General features: G+C 47.4%; 19 protein-coding genes and 1 pseudogene. 15 read left to right on the top strand and 5 right to left on the bottom strand.

Annotated elements, in window-relative coordinates; all coding sequences use genetic code 11:
* Positions 1-18: 18 nt before the first annotated feature.
* Entirely contained in the window at positions 19-753 is a 735-nt protein-coding gene (locus ACEW9O_RS18640) for a hypothetical protein (RefSeq protein ID WP_373551699.1), read from the bottom strand.
* Positions 754-786: 33 nt separating this feature from the next.
* The gene (locus tag ACEW9O_RS18635; protein ID WP_373551698.1) at positions 787-1,635 is read right to left on the bottom strand and encodes a hypothetical protein; all 849 of its coding nucleotides are present in this window, start codon (positions 1,633-1,635) and stop codon (positions 787-789) included.
* 220 nt (positions 1,636-1,855) lie between these two features.
* On the opposite strand from ACEW9O_RS18635, the pseudogene ACEW9O_RS18630 reads away from it, so the two are divergent.
* Positions 1,856-2,434, top strand: a pseudogene (locus ACEW9O_RS18630) (Uma2 family endonuclease).
* Between the two features lie 190 nt (positions 2,435-2,624).
* Here the strand turns inward: ACEW9O_RS18630 and ACEW9O_RS18625 are convergent.
* Positions 2,625-5,432, bottom strand: a complete 2,808-nt coding sequence (locus ACEW9O_RS18625) for a glycoside hydrolase family 2 protein (RefSeq protein ID WP_373551697.1) — start codon at positions 5,430-5,432, stop codon at positions 2,625-2,627.
* 46 nt (positions 5,433-5,478) lie between these two features.
* The gene (locus ACEW9O_RS18620) at positions 5,479-7,101 is read right to left on the bottom strand and encodes an ABC-F family ATP-binding cassette domain-containing protein (RefSeq protein WP_373551696.1); all 1,623 of its coding nucleotides are present in this window, start codon (positions 7,099-7,101) and stop codon (positions 5,479-5,481) included.
* Between the two features lie 243 nt (positions 7,102-7,344).
* On the opposite strand from ACEW9O_RS18620, the gene ACEW9O_RS18615 reads away from it, so the two are divergent.
* On the top strand, positions 7,345-8,454 hold the full coding sequence (locus tag ACEW9O_RS18615; protein WP_373551695.1) for a M12 family metallopeptidase: 1,110 nt from the start codon (positions 7,345-7,347) through the stop codon (positions 8,452-8,454).
* 66 nt (positions 8,455-8,520) lie between these two features.
* Here the strand turns inward: ACEW9O_RS18615 and ACEW9O_RS18610 are convergent, their stop codons facing one another.
* Positions 8,521-9,603 (bottom strand): glycoside hydrolase family 10 protein, encoded by a 1,083-nt coding sequence (locus ACEW9O_RS18610; RefSeq protein ID WP_373551694.1) that lies wholly within the window; start codon positions 9,601-9,603, stop codon positions 8,521-8,523.
* Positions 9,604-9,807: 204 nt separating this feature from the next.
* Here ACEW9O_RS18610 and ACEW9O_RS18605 point away from each other — a divergent pair, with 204 nt between their 5' ends.
* The 13 genes from ACEW9O_RS18605 (at position 9,808) to ACEW9O_RS18545 (ending at position 21,264) form a co-directional block, all read left to right on the top strand.
* Positions 9,808-10,977, top strand: a complete 1,170-nt coding sequence (locus tag ACEW9O_RS18605; RefSeq protein WP_373551693.1) for an ROK family protein — start codon at positions 9,808-9,810, stop codon at positions 10,975-10,977.
* Positions 10,978-11,150: 173 nt separating this feature from the next.
* Entirely contained in the window at positions 11,151-12,323 is a 1,173-nt protein-coding gene (locus tag ACEW9O_RS18600) for a helix-turn-helix domain-containing protein (RefSeq protein ID WP_373551692.1), read from the top strand.
* 78 nt (positions 12,324-12,401) lie between these two features.
* Positions 12,402-13,352 carry a hypothetical protein gene (locus tag ACEW9O_RS18595; protein ID WP_373551691.1) on the top strand — a complete coding sequence of 317 codons (951 nt, stop codon included), beginning with the start codon at positions 12,402-12,404 and terminating at the stop codon, positions 13,350-13,352.
* 37 nt (positions 13,353-13,389) lie between these two features.
* Positions 13,390-14,019 (top strand): hypothetical protein, encoded by a 630-nt coding sequence (locus ACEW9O_RS18590; protein ID WP_373551690.1) that lies wholly within the window; start codon positions 13,390-13,392, stop codon positions 14,017-14,019.
* Between the two features lie 46 nt (positions 14,020-14,065).
* Positions 14,066-14,539, top strand: a complete 474-nt coding sequence (locus ACEW9O_RS18585; protein ID WP_373551689.1) for a hypothetical protein — start codon at positions 14,066-14,068, stop codon at positions 14,537-14,539.
* Positions 14,540-14,802: 263 nt separating this feature from the next.
* Entirely contained in the window at positions 14,803-15,192 is a 390-nt protein-coding gene (locus ACEW9O_RS18580; protein WP_373551688.1) for a hypothetical protein, read from the top strand.
* A gap of 426 nt (positions 15,193-15,618) precedes the next feature.
* A complete protein-coding gene (locus ACEW9O_RS18575; protein ID WP_373551687.1) occupies positions 15,619-16,446 on the top strand; it encodes an MbnP family protein in 828 nt (275 codons plus the stop codon).
* A 307-nt stretch (positions 16,447-16,753) separates the two neighbouring features.
* On the top strand, positions 16,754-17,773 hold the full coding sequence (locus ACEW9O_RS18570) for a cytochrome-c peroxidase (RefSeq protein ID WP_373551778.1): 1,020 nt from the start codon (positions 16,754-16,756) through the stop codon (positions 17,771-17,773).
* Between the two features lie 11 nt (positions 17,774-17,784).
* Positions 17,785-18,699, top strand: coding sequence for a hypothetical protein (locus ACEW9O_RS18565; protein ID WP_373551686.1), 915 nt, complete (start codon positions 17,785-17,787; stop codon positions 18,697-18,699).
* Between the two features lie 69 nt (positions 18,700-18,768).
* Positions 18,769-19,146, top strand: coding sequence for a hypothetical protein (locus tag ACEW9O_RS18560; protein WP_373551685.1), 378 nt, complete (start codon positions 18,769-18,771; stop codon positions 19,144-19,146).
* Positions 19,147-19,277: 131 nt separating this feature from the next.
* On the top strand, positions 19,278-19,667 hold the full coding sequence (locus tag ACEW9O_RS18555) for a hypothetical protein (protein ID WP_373551684.1): 390 nt from the start codon (positions 19,278-19,280) through the stop codon (positions 19,665-19,667).
* A gap of 197 nt (positions 19,668-19,864) precedes the next feature.
* Complete coding sequence (locus ACEW9O_RS18550; RefSeq protein ID WP_373551683.1) at positions 19,865-20,674, top strand: MbnP family protein; 810 nt, start codon at positions 19,865-19,867, stop codon at positions 20,672-20,674.
* A gap of 2 nt (positions 20,675-20,676) precedes the next feature.
* Positions 20,677-21,264: a DUF2911 domain-containing protein gene (locus ACEW9O_RS18545; protein ID WP_373551682.1), complete on the top strand. Its 588-nt coding sequence runs from the start codon at positions 20,677-20,679 to the stop codon at positions 21,262-21,264.
* Positions 21,265-21,384 lie beyond the last annotated feature (120 nt).

The raw sequence follows: 21,384 nt of genomic DNA, 5'->3' as shown, positions 1-21,384 counted from the left end.
GGTGCTGTTGCTCCAAGCTTACATCAAAATGATGCGACCACCTTCCATCCGCCAGGTTCCCGAACGTTTGCGGCAAGCGCAAGCACCACGACCAGCAGGAGCAGCCGCAGCCACAGCCCCGGGAGCTCGGAACAATCCAGGGGCATAGTGCCGAGCAGAATTGGTCAGGGCCGTGCGGGCAATTTGTGCAGCGGGCATGCCGGGTTTGGTGCTCATCAGATTGGCAGCACGTTTGGTAGTATCCGCAGCAAAACGGACAAAGGCTTGACCAACTTCAAATTCGCGGTCTTCGGCACTCAAACCCTCCAGCTCCAAGCCAAATGCTTTGCCGGCCACTCCAGCCAGTTTGCCCCCAATCATCCCTCCAATTGGGCCACCAACCATCGTCCCCAGGGCCTTTCCGGCAATTGGGAGGGCTTTTTTAGCAACTGTCTTGAGCGCGCCACCAACCATTTTGCCAATTGGAGAACGGGCAAAGGTGCGTACTGCGCCACCTACTTTTTTAAACATTTTGCCCAAAAAACGATCCAATTCCATTTCGTTGGAGATCGCAAGCAACTCGTGGGTGAGTTCCATCACTTCATTTTCGCTGAGTCCTCCTTCCATTTCCATCATTTCATAATTCCCTTCAAACAATGCTTCGAATTCATTGCCAAAGGATTCGTATTCATAGTTTTCAAACTCATAATTCTCGCCTTCGTACTGTTCAAAGTTTTCCAGTTCCAGGCCTATTTGATTCAATACATTGCTCATGATCGCATTAAATTTTAGGATGAGTGATAAGGATTAATCAAGATAAATGACGATGGTGTTGTTCCTACGTTCCCAGCGTCCGCCCGTTGGGACTTCCGAAAAATCAGCTCCATCATTCGAGTCGTTGTTGCGGTAAACCAAACCTGGTGCGTAGGTTTGAGCGGTGTCATAAATGCTGCGCCGAATGATTTGTCGAGCGGGCACACGGGGGTAACGCCGCTGGTACGCATTGGCCCTCCGGGCAGTGTTGTAGGCAAAGCGATTGTAGGCGCGGGTGAGTTCGTATTCAGCTTGCTCCTGGGATAGACCGCCCAATTCAAGATTGAAGACGTTCTTTGCTGCACCAGACAACCAGTTGCCAGCTTTTTGGCCAGCCCATCCACCAAGGGCTCCCCCGGCTTTGGTGCCCAGGGCATTTCCGGCCCAATTGCCTACTTTACCACCAACACTTCCTCCAACCCGCTGGCCCAGCGCTGAGCCTAGGCGGCCACCAACTGCGCCACCGGCTTTTCCACCGAGGTTGCGCCCCAGCTGGGGTAAGGTTTTTTGGCCGAGGTTGACCAGAAAGCGCCCTACGCCTTGCCCTACGGGCGAACGCACCAATGAACTTGCGGCTCCTGCTGCTTTGCTAAGCAAGCCTCCAATGAAGTGATTGAGTTCATCTTCACTTTGCAAGCTGAGTAATTCTTGTAAGAGTTCGTCTTCCTGATTGAGTTCGCCGTATTCTTGAAGGGACTCCCATTCCCGGTCGGACTCCATGCCCAACTCAGGCATCAGTTCTTGGCCGAACTCATAAGCCTCGTTGGCAAAACTGCTTTCTCCTACATATTCCTGTTGGTGGCCCAACTCAAATTCCTGTAGGGTACGATCAATATCGTGCATGGCATACTAGGTTTTAGTGAAAGAATAATTTTCGGGGATTAAATAGAGCAAAAGCATGCCAAAAATGCAATCAATTGACAATCAATAAATAAAAAAAGAGCCTGCCGAAATTGATTTCGGCAGGCTCTTTTTCAGCGTTATTTTGGCGAAATGTATTTCGCTACATCGCTCTTGCCACAATCTCATTATTTTATTATCTTTCCACACAATTCAATGTATTATGCCTGCATTTGCCGAAGCAAAAAAAACATGGACTGTTGCCGAATATTTGAGCCACGAGCAACAACAGGGAGAAAGGTATGAATATCGTAACGGAAATATTATTCTGATGGCCGGAGGCAGCATCAACCACAACCGTATTGCCCAAAATTTGAGCAAATAACTGGACAATGCATTAGAGGATAAACCCGAATTTCAGGTATTTGGCAGTGATCAAAAAATTTACCTACCCAAGTTCAACTTCTACATATATGCAGATGCCTTAGTAGTCGCAGAAACACCTTTGGTTGCCAAAGAAGAAGCTCAGGCCATCACTAACCCTATTCTGGTGGTTGAAATTTTATCCAAAACAACCGAACAATACGACCGAAAACAGCAGTTCTTGGAGTATCGGAGCTTACCTTCTTTCAAAGAATATGTGCTGGTAAGGCAAGACAAACCTGAAGTACTTACTTTTTACAAGGTCAAAAGCAACTTGTGGCAAGAGGAGGAGTTTGTTGGAATAGAAGGGGTTGTTCCTTTACAATCATTGGGCATTGAGCTGAGGTTGGGGGATGTATATCGTAGGGTTGAGTTTTAACATGAGTCACCCTGGATTTTAGGCATACCACCAAAGCGATATTTTTTAAGCACAAAGGAAAAAAAAAAGAGGACACTGAGGACACAAAGCGAAGCGTCGTCAACGTCTAACTTTGTGTCCTTTGTGCTGCCTTGAGGTTTTCTTTGTGCTAAAAAAATGTCGCTTTAGTGATTTTTTGGAAATCAGGACTTTACTCCTTCACCAATACCACCGTCGGATTCAGCGGGTACCTCCCAAACTTTTCCCCGTACACCGCCAATCCACCCGGCATCGATTCAGGTACTTCCAAACGCACCACCAATTCTCCACTCACCTTCGCGATGTTCAGCGCTTGTGGAGGGATGTTGACCGCTACACGGTAGCCATATGAACCCGCTTCTTGCAATTTGCGCACTTTGGGTTGATAGTGCCAGGACAGTACTCCTCGGTGATCAGCAGGATCATCGGCGAGGTCTACCCTACCCGCAAATACACCATTCACCGTAACATTGACCGTGCTAGGGGCCAGGTATTCGTCCGTCATGGGGTAGGAATTCGGGTTCAAGCTGGGGTCTACTTTGCCGCCCAACATATAGTCTACATTGACATTGGTACTTTTGTCGATGTCTTTGACCAACAATTGTTTGGCCCCCAACTCAGCAATAAAAGTCGCTGACTCGCTGCCATTGGGCCTTTCCGCCATTTTGAAGGTGTATTCAAAAAAGCCGCTGCCTGCGCCGTTCACCTTGAGCCCGTCCAATACATTCCACTGTTTTTTGCTCCATTTGGCAGCGCTAAAATCTTTAGGGGCAACGCTCAGCACCCGAGCAATTTTTCCACTAGGCAAAGTCAAGGTAGCAGGCGTCGGCCCTTCCATCACAAAGCTCATTACGTTGTGGTGCAGGTCGTTGCCGAGGGCATCTTGCAACACCAATGACAAATGGGCTACTCCTTTTTCATTGGGCAAAATCAATTCCAGGGAGTCCAACTGCTTTTGCATCCAGGGCGTGTAAGGCACGCTGCGCTGGGTGCGCATCCAGGTTTTTTTCTGGCCCAGGGCGTCGTAACCATAAAGCTGGATTTGCAGGGTGAGGGTACTGCCCAAGTCCTTGCGGTTGGTATAAAACGAAGCGTAGAGCGGGATTTTGACACTTTCACCCGGCTTCACGGTTTTGCTGATTTCGTTGCCCGTCGAAATGTAGATCATCGAATGCAGGTCTTTGATCGACATGCCTTCCACCATTTCTTCCAAGCCAGTGTATTTGTTCGTCCGGTCAAATTTCCAGTAGCCGTTCCATTCGTTGATCACGTCGTGGTGTTCGGTGTAGAGCCAGCCGGCTATTTTGGGGTATTTGCGGAAGGTGTTCATCATGCGGTGGTAGTCCCAGCTCCAGTCTACGTCCCCGGTGCTGCCGTCGTAGCCCCAAACGTTGCCACATTCGGAGTTGATATTGGGTTGACGGCCCTGGGTGTAGCCCGCTTCCATGTGGTTTTTGCTGCCGGGAAAAGTATTTGCGTCGATGTTTTTGAGGTGCTCTTCCCAGCCCCAACCCGGAAGGTATTCGTGCCAGGAATTGATGTCCGTTTCGGTATGACCACGGCCGCAGCAGATGGAGTTGTCTTCAACCAGGCGAGTCGGGTCCAGTTGTTTTGCGAGTCGATACACCGATGCCACCCATTTTTGGGTTTCGGGAAGATATTTGCTCTGCTGTTTGCCATTTTCCTCCACTTTGGTGGTCAAGCCCCAGGTTTCGTTGAAGGTGATCCAGGAAAAAATGGCGGGGTGGTTGTAATCCCGTTTGATCATTTCCCGCAGGGTGTATTCACTTTCTTTACGCGCAGCAGCGTCGGGCTCTCCCCAAGAGTTGGGTAAGTCCGACATCACCAATACGCCCAGGCGATCGGCCCAGTACAACTTGCGGGGAATGTCTATTTTGATGTGGGTACGGATGCCATTGAGGCCAATGCCCCGCGCCAGCAGGATTTCGTTTTTCATGAACTCATCGTCGGGAAAGGTGTAAAACCCTTCGGGGTGGTAGGATTGATCCAAGGTGAGTTGCAGGTAAATGGGTTCGTTGTTGAGCGCGATGTAGGGATGGGTAGTGCCAGGCAGGTCGACTACTGATATTTTGCGCATGCCGAAATAGGATTTGAGCACATCCGGCGCAGTTTTGCCATCGCTGAGTTTGGCTTCCACATCGTAGAGGTAAGGATCGTCCAAAGTCCACAAGTGGGTATTTTCGATGGGTATTTCAAAAGTCAAACTTGAGCTGCCCGCTGCAATTTTCTGCGTGCTGGTTTTGCCCGCCAGTTTGAGTTCCAGTTGCAGGTCGCTGCTGGCAGGTGCAGGCAGGTAGGCGCTGACTTTTACTTTGTTGTTGTCGATGTCGGGCGAAAAGTGCAGGGCATCGAGGTGGTTTTGGCCGCGGGCTTCGAGGTAGGTGGTTTGCCAGATGCCCCGGGCATTACCGTAACCTTGTTTGCCGTACAGCGTGAACTGGCGGCGTTTGTCATCTACCCGAATGCTGAGGCGCTGCGGGCTATCGTATTTCAGGAGGGGTGTGAGGTCGAAGGAGAAAGGCGTGTATCCCCCTTGGTGTTTGCCAAGCTCTTTGCCATCGAGGTAAACGATGGTTTCCCAATCGCTGGCCCCAATGGTGAGAAAGGTGCGTTTGCCTTTCCAAGAGGCGGGTACTTTGATCTCACGCTGGTACCAGGCGATATCGGCCTCATCCCCTACCCCGGATAGCGGCGCACCCCAAGGAAAGGGGACATTGATGCTCTTGCTGAACTTGCGGCTGCCGCTCATCCATTTTTGGGCGAGACCTTGATCGTTTTTGTCGAATTCAAAGGCCCAAGTGCCGTTGAGGTTGATCCAGTCCGGGCGCTCGAAGTCGGGGCGGGGGTGCTCCGGGAGGGGGATGGATTGGGCAAAAAGAGAAAAAGGAAGGCAAAAAAGTGTTGCGATAGCCAGTACGCAAAGGCGCGACAGGCATTGATGTAGTGTGTAGGAAACCATGCTTTCGTTTTGTTTGTTGTGGCCAAAACTAAGCATTGTTTTCATTTTACTTATACAACTTCTCCCGATCCGCCTTAATTTTCTCCGACACCAGATACTCATCGTAATCCATCAAACTATCGATCACCCCGCGTGGCGTGATTTCGATGATGCGGTTAGCTACAGAGGAAGTCAAGGCGTGGTCATGCGAGCTAAAGAGCAGATTGCCCTTGAAGTTTTGCATGGCTGTGTTGAGGGCGGTGATGGATTCCAGGTCGAGGTGGTTGGTGGGTTCGTCCATGAGCACAAAATTGGGGAAACCCAGCATCGCTTTGGCCAACATACAACGCACCTTCTCCCCTCCCGACAATACGCTGGAGTGTTTGTGGACTTCATCGCCTGAAAACAACATCCGACCCAAGAAGCTGCGGATGAATTGTTCGTCTTTGTTCTCGGAATATTGGCGCAGCCAGTTGATCAAATCCGTATCCTTGCCCGCTTTAAAAAACTCCTGGTTTTCGTTGGGCATGTAGCCTACAGTGATGGTTTGTCCAAACTCGAAAGTACCCGCGTCGGGTTTTTGTTTACCCGCCAGGATTTGATAAAAGGCCGTGATAGCCGTGGCCTCGCGGCTGATGATGGTGATTTTTTCACCCTGATTGACCGTAAACGACACATTGGAAAACAACAAGCTACCGTCCGAAGCAGTGGCTTTGAGGTCGCGCACGGCCAGGAGTTGATCCCCTGGTTCACGTTCCATCTGGAAGTAGATGTAGGGGTATTTGCGACTGGAAGGTTTCATTTCTTCCAGGTTGAGTTTTTCCAGGGCTTTTTTGCGCGAGGTCGCTTGCCGCGACTTGGAGGCGTTGGCGCTGAATCGTTGGATAAACTCCATCATTTCCTGGCGCTTCTGCTCGATCTTTTTATTCTTGTTGGCCGCCTGCTGGAGCATCAATTGGCTCGATTCGTACCAGAAGGAGTAGTTGCCCGTAAAGGTGTTGATCTTTTGGAAGTCGATGTCGGCCACGTGGGTACACACCATGTCCAGGAAGTAACGGTCGTGGGAAACGACGATCACGGTATTTTTAAAATCCGCCAGGAAGTCGGCCAACCAGGTGATGGTTTCGGCGTCCAGGTCGTTGGTAGGCTCGTCAAGCAGCAGGATATCGGGATCGCCAAAAAGGGATTGCGCCAACAGCACTTTTACTTTATCAGAACCGTTGAGATCCTTCATTTGGCGGTAGTGCAAATCCTCCTTTACGCCCAGGTTGCTGAGCAGAGTGGCCGCGTCACTTTCGGCAGTCCAGCCTCCCATTTCGCCGTATTGGTTTTCCAACTCCGCCGCATGTAGTCCTTCTGCTTCGGTGGCATCAGGATTCATGTAGATGGCGTTTTTCTCCGCCATGATGCTGTACATCTCCTGGTGCCCCATCAAAACGGTGTCCAACACGGTGAACTCCTCAAACTCAAAGTGGTTCTGCTTGAGTACCGCCATGCGGTTGTTGGGCTCCAAAGAGACCGAACCACGGTTGGGGTTGATTTCGCCCGACAAAATTTTCAAAAATGTGGATTTGCCCGCGCCATTGGCACCAATCACACCGTAACAATTGCCACGGGTGAACTTGATGTTGACTTCATTGAACAAAACCCGCTTGCCGTACTGCAAGGACACATCGCTAACTGAAAGCATTGGAGGAGGTATTTTTTTGCGGGGCGAAGGTAAGAAAAAAATGCTTGGGGTAGCTAAACCAAAGTTTTAATTAAAAAACTATCCGCACAAAATTAGTTGATATTGTAGCCCGTTAATTAATCGTGCCTTGCCTTACAAGGCCTCTTGACTACCACCACCAAACCCCATACATTTGTAATCAACACAATTCATTTTTCAAACCCAGGGTGAACCCTATTTCACCGCAACTAAATCTCTAATTAAATGGCAAACACCAAAAAATCCACCACCATGCCTAAGGACGAAAACAAGTCCAAAGCCGACAAGCACAAGTACTGTTCCATGATCCCCCTCCAGGAGCGAAAATTCGACCCTGAGGTAAGTCCCAATCGGGAGCGGATGATCCTAGTGACCAGCAAAAAATGGGTCAATGGCACCAAACTAAAGTACTACTTCTTCAACGGGCCGACCGACGGCTCTCCAAGTTCCTGGAAAGGCAGCACTGCACAAAAAAACACCGTAAAACAGGCTTTCAAAACCTGGAAAGATTTAGGCATTGGCCTGGAATTTGAAGAAACAAACGACAAAAATGAGGCCCAGGTAAGAATCGGCTTTAAAAGAGGCGATGGTGCCTGGTCTTATGTGGGCAGAGACGTCATTGACATTGCCAGCTCGCCCAATGAACGCACCATGAATTTTGGTTGGGACATCAGCAACGACATCGATACCGCCTTACACGAAATTGGGCATACCCTGGGTGCGCCACACGAACACCAAAACCCCAATGCGGGCATTATTTGGGACGAACCGGCCGTTTACGAAGCCCTGGCTGCGCCGCCCAATGGCTGGGATCGGCAAACTACCTACTACAACATCATTCGGAAAATACCTTCCGACGAAGTACAAGGCTCCACGCACGATCCAGACTCCATCATGCATTATCCTTTTGAGGCGGGCCTGATTCTGGAGCCAGCGGCCTACCGCAGGGGCATTAACCCACCTGGAGGGCTATCCAGTAAGGACAAGGAATTTATAAAAAAATTCTACCCGCCCCTCACTGCGAGTGACTACATTGAGCTCAAAATTTCGGTATCGCAGTTGTTCAACATCAATGCGGGTGAGCAAAAGAACTTCCGTTTTAAACCCACCGTATCCCGCAGGTACACCATCGAAACCTTCGGAAGAATGGACACCTTAATGGTGCTTTTTGAAAAAGCCGCTGGTGAAGAGATTCTTCTCGCCGGAGACGACGACAGTGGCACGGGCTTGAATTCAAAAATCCAACTTCGGCTCATTCAAGGCCGGGAATACATCATTCGGGTGCGCCTGTATTACGCTGAAGTGGCGGGATCGGGTTCGCTGATGCTTTATTGATCAGTTAATGGGGGAATGTGCTGATTTGCAAATGCAACACCAATTAATCTACACATTCCCCCATTTTTACTTGATTTTTTTGAAAAACGCTAGTTGTTTTGATACTCCGCCATAATAAAAAAACACCTCCCCGGGCAAGTCGTATTTTTGGTTCAACTCAAGCATGCCCTTTAATAATTCAGGTTTGACCCGGTAACCATCCTCCAGGCCGATCAACACTCCAGCATAAAGGTGATCTTTTTTGACCCCAACCTGTTGAATCGTTTCACGCAGGATTTTTTCGTACTCGTCCAGCTTGTCGCGGTAGAGCTGTACAACTATGTAATCCACATAGCCTTCGCGCAGCCAAGTCGGCCAATCCTGAAGGTTTTCTTGCAAAGACGAGGGGTATATGCTCGGTGCCATACTCACCAACACATTGGGTTTGGCGGCCTTAACCGACTGGTATAGGTCTTTGCCAAATGTATTCAGCCGTTTGGCCCTCCATTGTATCCAGTTGCTATCCAGGTGATTGCTCGGCGGAGCAAGGCGGTTGTGTTCTTTTTTGTATTCAGCTACGGTATAAGGATCATAACCCGCCAGCGAAGGGACGGCAGGCATCCGGTCATCGCCTTGAATGCCATCAATGTCGTACTTTTTCACTACCTCCAGCACCAAACTTTTGACAAAATTTTGCACCAATGGGTGAAAGGCGTTCATCCATTTGAAGCCATTTTTTTCAACTGCTTTCCCATCCGAACCAATGGCAGCGTAGTAGGGATATTTTTTGAGCAAATAAGCCCCTGAATCGCCATAGGCACAAGCAAAACCGTATTCAAACCAGGCATGCACCTTGATTTTTTCCGCATGGGCTGCTTCAATCAACTCCTTCAAAGGATCACGTTTGCCATAACGTGGGTCGATAGCCACTCCAAAACGTTCCATCATGATGGCACTGGGGTAGAGGGTGCGCCCCCGATTCCAGGTCGCGACGTAAATGTTGTTGATGCCTGCTTTTTTACAATTGGCGACTACCTGCTGAATGTTTGTTTTGGAATCCAAAACGCTGTCCTGAGCAGCCAACCAAATACCACGAATGGCACCATACGGTGCTTGTGCCTGTAGCGAATAACTGAAAAAGCAGCAAAGGAAGATGATGAAATAACGCATATAGAGTGATGAGTGATAAATAATGAGTGATGAATCAGAACTGCAAAATTATAAGTTTGAATCAAAAGTCCAATTCATCACTCATCATTCATCATTCATCATTTCCCCTTAGCTTTTTCCCCTCTGGAACTAGAGCTCTCGGTAAAATTGCTCAAGCCGCACGAGAATTTGTTTAAATTTGAAGCTTTGTTTAAAAATTAAACCATGGCCTGGACTTTTTTGGAAAAAACGGCTGAATACGGCACTCAATCGAAACAAAACACCCAAAAACGGAAAATCATCCACCTGCTGTTTCACCATCAGGAGTTGAGTATCCCTGAGTTGTGCCAGTTTTTGAAGCTCAGTGTACCTACTGGCACCAAGCTGGTGGAAGAGTTTGAAAATCAGGGGATGTTGGTCAAAGCCGGAAAAAGGGAATCCAGCGGCGGTCGGCGGCCAGTTGCCTATCGCCTAGGACCCAACATGGGTTATGTCATTGGCATTGAGCTGGTCTCTAACGCTTTTAAACTAGGTATAGTCAACCTCCAGCGTGAGCTGGTTTACGAATACGAATCCGAAACCTTTGACATCAGCGACAAAAATGCTGCACTTGATTTTCTAAAACACGTCATTCCTCAAATTATAGCCAATCAAAACATCCCTCCCGAAAAAATCCTGGGCGCTGGCATCGGCATCACTGGCCGGGTCGATCACAAAAAAGGCATCAGCTACTCTTACCTAAACCTGGAACAACCTCTGGCTAATTATTTACAAATGGAATGGGGCTTCCCGGTGTTCATCGACAACGATACCCACCTTTTGGCTTGGGGTGAAAATACCTTTGGCCTAGCCCGAGACAAAAAAAATGCCATTTGTGTCAATCTGAGTCGGGGCTTGGCGGTGAGTTTGATTTCCAATGGCCAATTGCACAGCGGGCACTCTGGTTTTGCGGGTGAATTTGGGCATATTTTTGCCGCCGACAACAAACGGTTGTGTGTTTGTGGTAAAAAAGGTTGCCTGGAGACCCTCGTCTCGGGTTTGGCACTGGAGTCGGCTTACGTAGCTCAGACTGGCGAAAGCCTGCCTTACAAAAAAATCCTGAGTCTGGTCGAACGTGGCCAACCACAAGTCACAGAGACCTTACACCAGATGGGCGAACAACTTGGGCGCTCGCTGGCCGTCTTGATCGATTTGCTCAACCCCGAATTGATTGTACTCAGTGGCGGGTTTGTGCCGGTATTCGAAACCATGCGCTATTCCATCATCCGGGGCATCAGCTTGTACAGTTTGCCTCAATTGGCTTCCGACTGTGAGATCAAGGTATCAACCTTGGGTGACAATGCAGGGGTGATGGGCGCTTATGCGATGGTGTTTGAACGGGTATTGGCACCATAAAACATTGGTAACTTGCTTAGCCTTGTCTCCAATACTAATTTAATATAACACTTTTTAAAAAAAAATTAGAATAGCGCCTTAACATTCCTTAAATAGGGGGTGAGCTACAATTCTTCCATCTACAGGAAACCAAACATCAACAGAACGTCTAGGTTCTACAAGTCATTCCGATCATGCTTACTTTGCTCAATGTGCTCAGTACGGGAAGTGCCATTTTCCTTTCCTTTTTGGTACTTACGGTACGCCGTGAGGTCAACATCATTGCCAACCGTTGGTTAGCGCTCTTTTTGTTGTTGTTGAGTTCCGCACTTTTTGATGGAAACCTGAAAATTTATGGCTTTGCTGAAGAGCCTTTCTGGTTGATCTTATTGCTTAACTTTAATTTTTTAGTGTTGGCCCCTACGCTGTACCTCTGTGTTCTGCGATTTGTGACCCCCAACCGAAACTTCAGGATAAAAGACCTTTGGCATTTTTCGCCAAGTATGCTGTTGATGATCCTGAACTTCCTGGTTTGGCTGTCTACTCCCGAGGTGGCTCAAGCTGAACCAAGCACCACTGCTGTTGAATTGGAGGTTGCTGATGTCATTGTGATCGCCTTGATTGTCTTGCAGATAGTAGGTTATTTGTTTTTTTCTTTCAGGGTTCTCCTCAGGCACCAGCGAAACATTGAAAATTTCACCGCAACCCCCGAAGAATTTCAACTCAAATGGTTGTTTTATTTTTTATGCGGCGTAGGTTTAATGGTGCTAACCTGGTTGCTCGAAGTCTTCTTCTTACCCATCGAACAAACGGAAAGTAAGTACTCATTCGTTTATTTTATCGCCATTTATGCCTTAGGGTATTTTTCATTGCAACAAAAAGAAGTTTTCCCTTTTTCGCCAGAACAAGCCGAAGAGGCCGAGAAAATTTTAGAAGAACAGGACGAGTCATTGTCCTCACGGCGCCAGCGCATTCCAGAAGATAAATTTGATCAACTGAAAGCCTTGCTCTTGGAAAGTATGGAAAAAGACAAACCCTACCTCAACCCCGAAATCAGTCTTGCCGGATTAGCCAAACACCAGGACTTGAGTTTGCATGAACTCTCGGAGTTGATTAACCTGGGCTTTGGTGAAAATTTTGCCCAATTTATCAATCGTTACCGCGTTGAGGAAAGCAAAAATTTACTCATTTCGAAAAAGCATAGCCACCTCACCATGGTTGGGATTGCTTTTGAAGCTGGTTTCAATTCCAAAACCGCATTCAATACCGCCTTCAAAAAAAACGTAGGCATTTCCCCTACTGAGTTTCAAAAACAGGAAAGATCAAACCCCGTATTTGAACCCAATATCCGCTCTATTTTGCGATAAACTTGTTCCAATCTATAACCTCGAACACCACTGACCGATTGATTTTGGAGTTTTGAGCCATTGAAAAACAATTTCATTATGGCAACCAACATTTCAAAAATCACTCTGCTGTTCTTTTTGCTAAGCCTTGCCCTTTATGCTTGTGTAAAGGTTGAGCCTTGGGATTATGATCCAGCTACCATCCCTGCGGATTTTGTACCACTGAAAAAGCCAGATCCTGGTACGGGCTACAATTTACATGTTCCCGCCTTTCCCATTCCGGCCAACTTTGAACGGGAATGGTTTATGCGCGTACCTATCGGCAACACCGAAGAAATTTACATGTCGGGGTATGAAGTGAAACAACGCGAAGGTTCGCACCATGTCATTGCGTACCAGTACAAAGATGAAAAAAAGGTAGGGCTGCCCAAAATCGGCGAAATGCGGGACCAAAATCAGGCCGATGGCCGCATCAACACTTTTTCCAACATGGAAAACATGAATTTGCTGGCCGAAGCGGCTTCGCCCTACCAGCGGGTTGAATTTCCGGAAGGTTTTGCCGTGCCCATTGCCGCCAATTCAACGCTCGACCTGAACTCACACTATTTCAACAAATCGAATCAAACCATTTTTGGGGAAGTGAGTATGAACATTTACACCAAACCCAAATCAGCAGTAAAGTATTTTTTGAAACAACAAAGTGCAGACAACATCGATGTACTGGTGCTTCCTGCTAAAAAAACCACCACCATTGAATACACCGATGTCTTTCCTGAAAAAAGAAAACTCAAGGTCTTGTTCTCTCACATGCACAAACGAGGCAAAAAATTTGAGGTGTACTACGTTGGCGGCCCCAAAGATGGGCAATTGATGTACACAAACGACAATTGGCATGACCCCAAGTTTGTATACCTGCCCGACTTTATTGACATCGATAAAGGCAACGGGGTAAGGACAGCCATTACTTATGAAAATGATACCAATCGGGAAATCCGGTTTGGGGTAACCTCTGAAGACGAAATGGGAATCTTCTTTTATTTCTACCTGTAGAAAACGCAGCTACAAGTTGCTCATAAATTTTAAAACAATGAAAATCAAATATTTAATTGCATTCATTTGCTTTAGCTGGGGATCAGCTGGGTTTAGCCAAAATTCCAGCCCCTGGGCGGCCAATTTCGTTTTTTTTCACCAGGATGTAGGTTTAAACCTGGATGTTGGCTCGCTGCAAACCACTAATCCAGTAACGATTCGGCCAGGATTTTCTCTGGGGCTTGAACGAACCTGGGATGAAGGAAGAAGGAAAGGAACCCGGCTTTTCCAGGATTTGCACGCTGGGTTTTGGCAAAACCCTTATTCTGAAAACTATTTGTTCCTGGGTACCCGCCTGGGAGCTGATATCCGAATATTTGGTCAGCTCCGGCTCACGCCAAGCCTTATTTACCGCATTGGCAGGGCCAAAACCAAGGACATTCGCTACGCCTACGAGGAAGGAAAATGGGTACCTACCGACAATTCAACGCCAGGTTTTTTGCGGCAAACCCTGGGGCCCGACATCCAGTGGAGTTGGCGTTTTGCACCAGATTCTGCCCACCCTATCGACTTTCAATTGGGTGCCAACTGGCTACTGGCCTTGAAATACATGCCTGTTGATCCTGAAGGCGCGCCCAATCTTTACCTCTATAAAACCTTTCGTATAGGACTTCGCTACGGGTTTTAATGGTATAGTCCCTTAACCTCTTTCCTCAAAATTTAATTCACTCGACATGTTTTCAACCAAAAAAATAACCGTGGTCGCTTTTGCCAGCCTCTTGTTCGCCATTGCTTGCAAAAAAGAAGAAACTGCTAAGCCGAGCTACTCACCGCCAGCGGGCAGCTACAATCTGATTTACGAAAAAATTTTTAAAACCTCCTGCGCCCTATCCGGTTGCCACGCTAAGGAAGGCGATTTTGGCCACCATGGCTTAGGCGATGAAAAAACCTATCAACGTTTACTTACTGAAGACAGCCACAATCCACAGGCAAGAGCTGCTGGGTTGAAGTCTATCAAACCAGGCGATCCTGCCAAAAGTTTCCTTTATGCAAAAATCAGTTGGGAAGGTTCGGCGTATCAATTTGGGCAAAAAATGCCCAGTGGGGGCTTAAAATTAACGGCCAATCAAATTGAATTTGTCCGGCAATGGATTGCAGCTGGTGCTCCAGAATCGGGGCATGTAGCGGATGAGAGCTTGTTGAAATAATCGGAAAAGATTTGAGCCAATTTGCCGCTGGAAAGCAAAAAATAGGCGTCTAATGTTTTTGACACCTCAACTGCGGTGGAATCAAAAGAGGCACATTAAATTAGAACTCATCTAAATAATGGCGCAAAATTTTGATTTGCAACATCTTGCGAAATTTCAGCGAGCTTTATCTCACTGCTTTTTGTAAAAATCATTGGAGCATGTACCGCATTTAATTTAGCTTTGTCCCATTAAATAATTTCCTTGCAGCGCAATTGAATCGCATGAGAACCTTTTTTGCCTACTTTTTCCTGATCCTGATCCTCTGGCCGAGCTGGAAGATGGGACTGGTATGGGTGTGGTTCAAGGCCAATCAAACGTTCATTGCCAAAGAATTGTGCATCAACCGGGACCGCCCAGAATTGACCTGTAATGGCAAATGTTTCCTGATGATCAAAATGCGGTACGTGCACCGGCAGGGGCATGACGATTTTGTAAATGGGTTAGAAAACTTGCTGGGCAAAGATTTGGTGTACGTTTTCCAGGTGTTTAAATTGAAGTTTAACTCTGTTATATTGGCTACCCAAGTCAAGCAACAGTTTTTTTATGCATTGCCACGCTCATTGGTTCACGCTTTGACTTTGATCAAGCCACCCGCCTTTGCCTTGGTGTAAATTCATGGGGGAAGTCTGCCCAATTCTCTAGCTTGTTATTTGCCACAAAGGTACAAAGACACCAAAAGAATGGCGCGTCTGGTGCTGCTTGGTGCCTTCGAGCCTTGGTGGCGTTAAAATAACTTGAGTTCGGGGATTTTAAAGCAGATTGAATCCAAATTGATCCTCCACGTATTCACACTAGCCACATCTAACATCTTGTAACCGCCCGTTTCAACGGGTGGATACAGGCACCCCCACCTCTCACATCTATCATCCTCCCAGAGCGCACATCAATCATTGGATGCAAGCCACTGGAAAGATGATAGATGTGAGGGGTGGGGTACATCTGGTCCCGCCGATAAAGCGGCGGGTTACAAGATGATGGATGTATTTGAGCAAAAAATCTCCAAACTCAGGTTATTTTAACTTCAAAACACAACAGCAATGTATTTCAAAAATATCCTTGCGGCACTTGTCGTACTGGCAACTATGGTACTATCATTTTCCTGTGATAAAAACGAAGAGGCAGAATTTGGCCCTGATGATAAGGGCAGTCTCATCCTGGAGTTTGACAACGTGGTGGGTTCTCAAAACCTACAATTGAACGGCCCTCAAACCTATACCAACGCCAACGGGGACCAGTTCAACGTAACGCTACTCAACTATTACATCAGCAACATCAAACTCAAAAAAAGTGATGGGACAGTATACACGGTTCCGCAAGACAATAGTTATTTCCTGGTTCAGGAAAGCAATGTTGCCTCCCGGGAAATCAAACTGAGCAACATCCCAGTTGGGGATTACGCCGAAGTTACATTTATGGTAGGTGTCGACAGTGTGCGCAACACCATGGATCTGTCCAAACGTACGGGCATTCTCGATCCTGCGGCCCACAGTGGCGACGACAACATGTACTGGAGCTGGAACTCGGGCTACATTTTTTTCAAAATGGAAGGTTTATCTCCTCAAGCGACTGCTGATGCGGCAGGCAATAAAAAATTCCGCTACCACATCGGCGGTTTTGGAGGCTTGAACAGCAAAACCATCAACAACATCAAAACCGTCACCCGCACTTTTGGCGGCGAAGTAGCCACTGTCCGCAGTAGCATCACCCCACAGGTACACATCATCGTAGACATCCTGAAGGCATTCGAAGGAAGTAGCAAAGTGGGCATTGGTACCAATACCACCGTAATGTTTGCGCCTTATTCCGTGAACATCGCCAACAATTACGTGGGGATGTTTCAGGTGCAACATGTACACAATGATTAATGAATAAACAGTTCGTCATCCCAAATTTTTGAAAAGTCAAAACCGGGGATAACCCTAATCGCGGAGCGATTGAATTTAGAATAGCCCCGGTCGTCCGGGGTAAATAATTGGGTCAAATTGGCGGCAACCACGGCAGTGGTTGAACTCAATTTAGCACAAAGTTCAACCGCATCCGCGGTTGCGAAACCGTTTGCTACCAAAATGACCCCGGACGACCGGGGCTATTCTAAATTCAACCGCATCCGCGGTTTGTCATCCCAAAATTCGGGATGACTCCTGTTTTTCAAGCCTATTTACCATGAAGCCTATGCTCAATCTCATCCTCATTATTGCCGCCCTACTCTGGTCTTGTCAACCCGAAGCCGAGCAGGAAGCAATCACTTTTGTCAAACCAGCCAATTTTCCAGAGCCGGTTTATGACCTGAAGAAGAATCCCATCAGCAAAGCCGGGTTTGAACTGGGGCGTACCCTTTTCTATGATCCCATTTTGTCTCGCGACGGTAGCATCAGCTGTGGTTCCTGTCATCAGCAAAGTGCGGCCTTCACCCACCATGGGCATGATCTCAGCCATGGCATTGACGACCAGTTGGGCGAGCGCAACAGCCCGCCGATCATGAACCTGGCCTGGCACAATACTTTCTTTTGGGATGGAGGGGTTCACGATTTGGATTTGCAGCCCATTGCCCCCATTGAAAACCCGCTGGAAATGGATGAGGATCTGAAAAAAGCGGTAGAAAAAGTGCGCAACAGCAACAAATATGCGCCAATGTTTAAAGCCACTTTTGGCAGCACAGAAGTGACTACCGACCGCATGCTCAAGGCCATGTCGCAATTCATGTTGATGTGTATTTCCGCCGATTCGCGCTACGACAAGTATGTGCGCAAGGAAGCGGGGGGGGAATTGAATACGACCGAACTGGCCGGAATGCAGGTGTTTCAGCAAAAATGTGCCTCTTGTCACAAAGGGGAACTCTTCTCCGATTTCAGTTTTCGCAACAATGGCCTGAGCCACGAATTCAACAAAGACCGGGGTCGTTACCGCATTACCCTCAATGAGGAAGACGACTACAAATTCAAGGTACCCAGCCTACGCAATGTAGCCAATACTGGCCCTTACATGCACGATGGCCGCTTTTACACCCTGGATGAAGTGTTGACGCATTATACTCTGGGCCTCAAAGATCAGCCAACTTTAGACCCACTCCTAAAGCAAAACGGCAAACTGGGCATCGAGTTGAGCAATGAGGAAAAAGAACAAATCAAGGCGTTTTTAAAAACCTTAAGTGACGATACTTTCCTGCGCGACCGGAAATTATCGGAGCAATAAACCATTGAGCCATGCCAAAAATCACCTGGATTTTTAGTCTCGTTTTTAGCCTAAGTTGCTCCTACACTTGGGCTTGTGACGTATGCGGCTGTTCAGCCGGGGGTTATTACCTGGGCATCATGCCCCAACAAAACAACAATTTCCTGGGTGTCCGCTACCGCAACAGCATTTACGATGGCCACGGAGGGCTGGTACCTTATGGTGCGCACGATATTTTTCAAAGCACGGAGTTATTCACCCGGTATTACTTACATCCTCGGGTACAGTTGCTGGGTTTTGTCCCTTTTAGTTTCAATCACCGCATGCAAACCGACCGGGAAATGAAGGTTCAAGGTTTGGGCGATGTGTTGTTTTTGGCCAATTACCAGCTTTGGAATACCGCAAGAGGCAACAACCTGGAAGGCTGGCGACACAGTTTTTTTGTAGGGGGCGGGCTGAAATTACCCACTGGGCAGTTTCGTTTTACCGAAACGGATGCGACTCAGGTGAACAACGCCAACTTTCAATTGGGTACCGGTAGTTTGGACTATTTGTTGAGTTCCAATTATACCCTGCGTTGGCGAGGCTGGGGTTTGAACCTGGAAGGCAGCGTCAAACTCAATGGCAAAAACGCGGACGATTACCGCTTTGGCACCCGAATTAGTGGCAATGGCAACCTGTTTTTGATCCGACAATTGAGCAAAAGCCTAGGCTTAATGCCTTATGCCGGGGTGTATGCTGAAAAAAGTGCTGCCGATTGGCAACACGCTGCCGAAGTGGAATCAACGGGTGGTACATTATTGGCAGCCAACACTGGGCTGGACTTTTACCTGAACAATCGCTGGTCCCTGGGATTGAAGTATCAATTGCCTTTGTACCAAAATTTGGGCGGAGGGCATCTTGACGCCAAACGACGGTTTATGGCACAGTTACTCATTCTTTGGTGATGAATGCTACTGTTTTTTTCTATTGAAGTCTAATATCTTTGTACTCAATTAATTCATAAAACCAAATCAATGAAAAAGTACTTTTTTGCATTGCTGTTGCTGGGATTGGCCCAGCTTTCTTTTGCCCAAAAAGCCACCGGCTGGGATGAATTGGATGCTTACCACTCGGTAATGGCGGCAACTTTCCACCCTGCTGAAGAAGGTAACCTCAAACCACTGATGGAACGTTCTGCTGAATTGGCCGAAAAAGCTAAAGTCCTAAAAGCTTCGGCTATCCCTGAAAAATACCAAAAAGACGGGGTAAAAACGTCCATCAAGCTACTGGCGAAAGAATCCAAAGCCATCGACAAGTTTGTAAAAACCAAACCTGCGGATGCAGAGTTGACCAAAGCCATCACCTCACTGCACGATCGCTTCCACCAGGTGATGGAGGAGTGTATGCATTAAAGCGAAAAGCGAAAAAAATACATAGAAAGCGAAAAAACTAATTTTCCGGTGATTTTTCCTGCTTTTCGTTTTTCGCTTTTCGCTAAAATACTTATCTTTATGCTTGATAATTAACCAATTGAATCAGCAGAATGATTAAAGTGTTTCACACTTACTTTCTGGTTTTTTTGATGCTCTGGCCCGTGTGGAGAACTGGGTTGGTATGGGCTTGGTTCATGGTTAATCAAACTTACATTGCGCAGGAATTGTGCATCAATCGGGGCAGGCCCGAATTGACTTGTAATGGCAAATGTTTCCTTAGTCTTCAACTCAAAGCTACGCCCAAAGAGAGGGACAAACAAGTAGCACATGGTGTAGAAGACCTGATGGGCAAAATCTTATCTTTTGATTTTCAACCATTTATTTTTAAAATAGATTCAACCAAGCTCCTGCTTCCTACTCAGGCCAAAGCCTGTTTCGCTTACCTCAAGGTGCCTTTTTCCAATTTTAACCATTCTGTTTTCAGGCCTCCGATTGCCTGACCTTCCATTTCATTGCTGTGCTTCCGTCTTTGTTTGCGCTGAAGTCGAAGTTCGACTTGGTGCATCTCAACATTATTTTTTCAAATTAGCACAAATACAAGCAGACTCAGATTTCAAAATTCGCAATCAACACTTTATCTATTAGTCGTACTGCCTAATAAATAAAGGTTTGACATGCCATCAAATCAACAATATTCATGCAAATCAAAGCACAATTCCTGATGCTCTTGCTGGCCTTTGCTTTGTCCAGCAGTTTGTTTGCTCAAAGCCCTTCCGGCAACGTCAACATCCAGTTCAATTTAATGGCTGGAAACCAGGCGCTGCGCCTGAACACCGAGCAGGTGTACCAAAACGCCACGGGTGAAAGTTACAATTTCACCTTGTTCAACTTTTTTGTGAGCAACATCAAACTCAAAACCCGCAATGGATCGGAGTATGTAGTTCCTCAAAACGACAGTTATTTTTTGGTTCGAGCCAGTGACGCCACCTCCCAATCCATTCAACTCAAAAATGTACCCAGTGATGACTACACCGGGATCAGTTTTGTGATTGGTGTAGACAGTTTGCGCAATACCATGGACCTAAGTCAGCGCACTGGAGTGTTGGACCCTGCTTTTGGCGAGCGGGATGGAAACATGTATTGGTCCTGGAATTCGGGTTACATTTTTCTGAAAATGGAAGGACTTTCCACGCAGGCCAAAGCCGATCGGGCGGGCAATCAAAAATTCCGTTACCACATCGGCGGATTTGGAGGTATGATCAGTAAATCAACCAACAACCTGCGGAATTTCAGCGAAGCATTTGTGGATCAGGTAGCAACCGTGGGCAAAGGCACCACCACTACCTTGAACATCAACGTAGACGCCAATCAACTTTTTGATGGGCCCAATACCATCAGCATTGCCAAAAACACCACGGTCATGTCTGGTGAGGTGTCGGTGTTGATTGCCAACAACCATACCAGTCTGTTCAAAGTCGGGCAGATTGTAAACCCTAAAGCTCAATAACGATGATGCGATTGATGATCCCTTTTTTGTGCGCTTGCTTGCTGGCCTGGAGTTGTCAAAACAACAACGGCCATGACCACGCTGCACACCTGCATGGCGAGCACGAAAGCCCCGCTGCCAATACCGATACGATCAAAGGTAGCCCCCAGCGTAGTGCCATGGCCAATATTGGCCCGGTACACATCCACCTGGAATACAGCTCGCCGGGCGTAAGAGGTCGGATCATCTGGGGTGGCCTTGTGCCCTTCGGCGAGGTATGGGTGACGGGGGCGCACAATGCTACTTCCATCCAGTTTTACGATCAGGTGAAAATTGCAGGAAAAGTGGTACCCAAAGGCAAATATGCTTTTTTCACCATCCCCGATTCCAGCGAATGGACTTTGATCCTCAATCGCAATTGGGATCAACACCTGGTGGATGAGTACGATGCAAAAGATGACATCCTACGCCTCAAGGTAAAACCCGATACCCTCAGCACAGTTCAGGAACGCCTGTTGTACAAAGTCCTGGCAGACAATGAGCGACAGGGGAAAATTGAAATGCACTGGGAGAAATTGAAACTCAGTTTGCCCGTTGAGCTGAAGGAATAAGATTATTAGTACTTGCTATCAGGTTGTGATATTGGTTTGTCGCAACTTATTTGGGTTGGGTTCGTGCACTGCACGAGCCTTTCCTTCTCTATGCCCCGACTATTCAAACTTCAAATTCAC

It is taken from the genome of Haliscomenobacter sp. (genome assembly GCF_041740695.1).
Taxonomy (GTDB): Bacteria; Bacteroidota; Bacteroidia; order Chitinophagales; family Saprospiraceae; genus Haliscomenobacter.
This window is presented reverse-complemented; position numbering and strand designations above follow the sequence as displayed.

Excerpts from the sequence above, each read along its gene's own strand:
- ACEW9O_RS18640 (WP_373551699.1), bottom strand. The coding sequence starts at position 753 with ATGAGCAATGTATTGAATCAAATAGGCCTGGAACTGGAAAACTTTGAA.
- ACEW9O_RS18635 (WP_373551698.1), bottom strand. The coding sequence starts at position 1,635 with ATGCACGATATTGATCGTACCCTACAGGAATTTGAGTTGGGCCACCAA.
- ACEW9O_RS18625 (WP_373551697.1), bottom strand. The coding sequence starts at position 5,432 with ATGGTTTCCTACACACTACATCAATGCCTGTCGCGCCTTTGCGTACTG.
- ACEW9O_RS18620 (WP_373551696.1), bottom strand. The coding sequence starts at position 7,101 with ATGCTTTCAGTTAGCGATGTGTCCTTGCAGTACGGCAAGCGGGTTTTG.
- ACEW9O_RS18615 (WP_373551695.1), top strand. The coding sequence starts at position 7,345 with ATGGCAAACACCAAAAAATCCACCACCATGCCTAAGGACGAAAACAAG.
- ACEW9O_RS18610 (WP_373551694.1), bottom strand. The coding sequence starts at position 9,603 with ATGCGTTATTTCATCATCTTCCTTTGCTGCTTTTTCAGTTATTCGCTA.
- ACEW9O_RS18605 (WP_373551693.1), top strand. The coding sequence starts at position 9,808 with ATGGCCTGGACTTTTTTGGAAAAAACGGCTGAATACGGCACTCAATCG.
- ACEW9O_RS18600 (WP_373551692.1), top strand. The coding sequence starts at position 11,151 with ATGCTTACTTTGCTCAATGTGCTCAGTACGGGAAGTGCCATTTTCCTT.
- ACEW9O_RS18595 (WP_373551691.1), top strand. The coding sequence starts at position 12,402 with ATGGCAACCAACATTTCAAAAATCACTCTGCTGTTCTTTTTGCTAAGC.
- ACEW9O_RS18590 (WP_373551690.1), top strand. The coding sequence starts at position 13,390 with ATGAAAATCAAATATTTAATTGCATTCATTTGCTTTAGCTGGGGATCA.
- ACEW9O_RS18585 (WP_373551689.1), top strand. The coding sequence starts at position 14,066 with ATGTTTTCAACCAAAAAAATAACCGTGGTCGCTTTTGCCAGCCTCTTG.
- ACEW9O_RS18580 (WP_373551688.1), top strand. The coding sequence starts at position 14,803 with ATGAGAACCTTTTTTGCCTACTTTTTCCTGATCCTGATCCTCTGGCCG.
- ACEW9O_RS18575 (WP_373551687.1), top strand. The coding sequence starts at position 15,619 with ATGTATTTCAAAAATATCCTTGCGGCACTTGTCGTACTGGCAACTATG.
- ACEW9O_RS18570 (WP_373551778.1), top strand. The coding sequence starts at position 16,754 with ATGCTCAATCTCATCCTCATTATTGCCGCCCTACTCTGGTCTTGTCAA.
- ACEW9O_RS18565 (WP_373551686.1), top strand. The coding sequence starts at position 17,785 with ATGCCAAAAATCACCTGGATTTTTAGTCTCGTTTTTAGCCTAAGTTGC.
- ACEW9O_RS18560 (WP_373551685.1), top strand. The coding sequence starts at position 18,769 with ATGAAAAAGTACTTTTTTGCATTGCTGTTGCTGGGATTGGCCCAGCTT.
- ACEW9O_RS18555 (WP_373551684.1), top strand. The coding sequence starts at position 19,278 with ATGATTAAAGTGTTTCACACTTACTTTCTGGTTTTTTTGATGCTCTGG.
- ACEW9O_RS18550 (WP_373551683.1), top strand. The coding sequence starts at position 19,865 with ATGCAAATCAAAGCACAATTCCTGATGCTCTTGCTGGCCTTTGCTTTG.
- ACEW9O_RS18545 (WP_373551682.1), top strand. The coding sequence starts at position 20,677 with ATGATGCGATTGATGATCCCTTTTTTGTGCGCTTGCTTGCTGGCCTGG.